Origin of the sequence: Marinobacterium sedimentorum (assembly GCF_024267675.1) — a bacterium.
Taxonomy (GTDB): Bacteria; Pseudomonadota; Gammaproteobacteria; order Pseudomonadales; family Balneatricaceae; genus Marinobacterium_A; species Marinobacterium_A sedimentorum.
In genome coordinates this window covers 1-209 of the sequence record NZ_JALDYX010000230.1, presented here as the reverse complement: position 1 = coordinate 209, position 209 = coordinate 1, and the positions used below count along the sequence as shown (strand labels likewise).

Here is a 209-nt window from a genome sequence, read left to right as displayed (position 1 = left end):
AACTTGCTCCGGCGCGGGCATCTCCTTCCAGTAAGATGTTGTCGTCGCAAACGGAATTGCCCGTAACCCGTATCGGGCCGCTGACTTCAGGATCGAACGCTGTGCGTTCGTTGACCCGGAGTTCGTCGATAAAGTAGTAATGGCGCCACCCGATATCGCGGTCTTTCACGCTGGCACAGGCGGGGCCGATGGCGATGGCTTCGAAGGGG

The 209-nt window shown here is 59.3% G+C and carries 1 protein-coding gene; it reads right to left on the bottom strand.

Features of this window, described 5'->3' with window-relative positions:
- Positions 1-209 (bottom strand): hypothetical protein (locus MRS74_RS23905; RefSeq protein ID WP_254582771.1); only part of this gene is annotated, 209 nt, incomplete at both ends.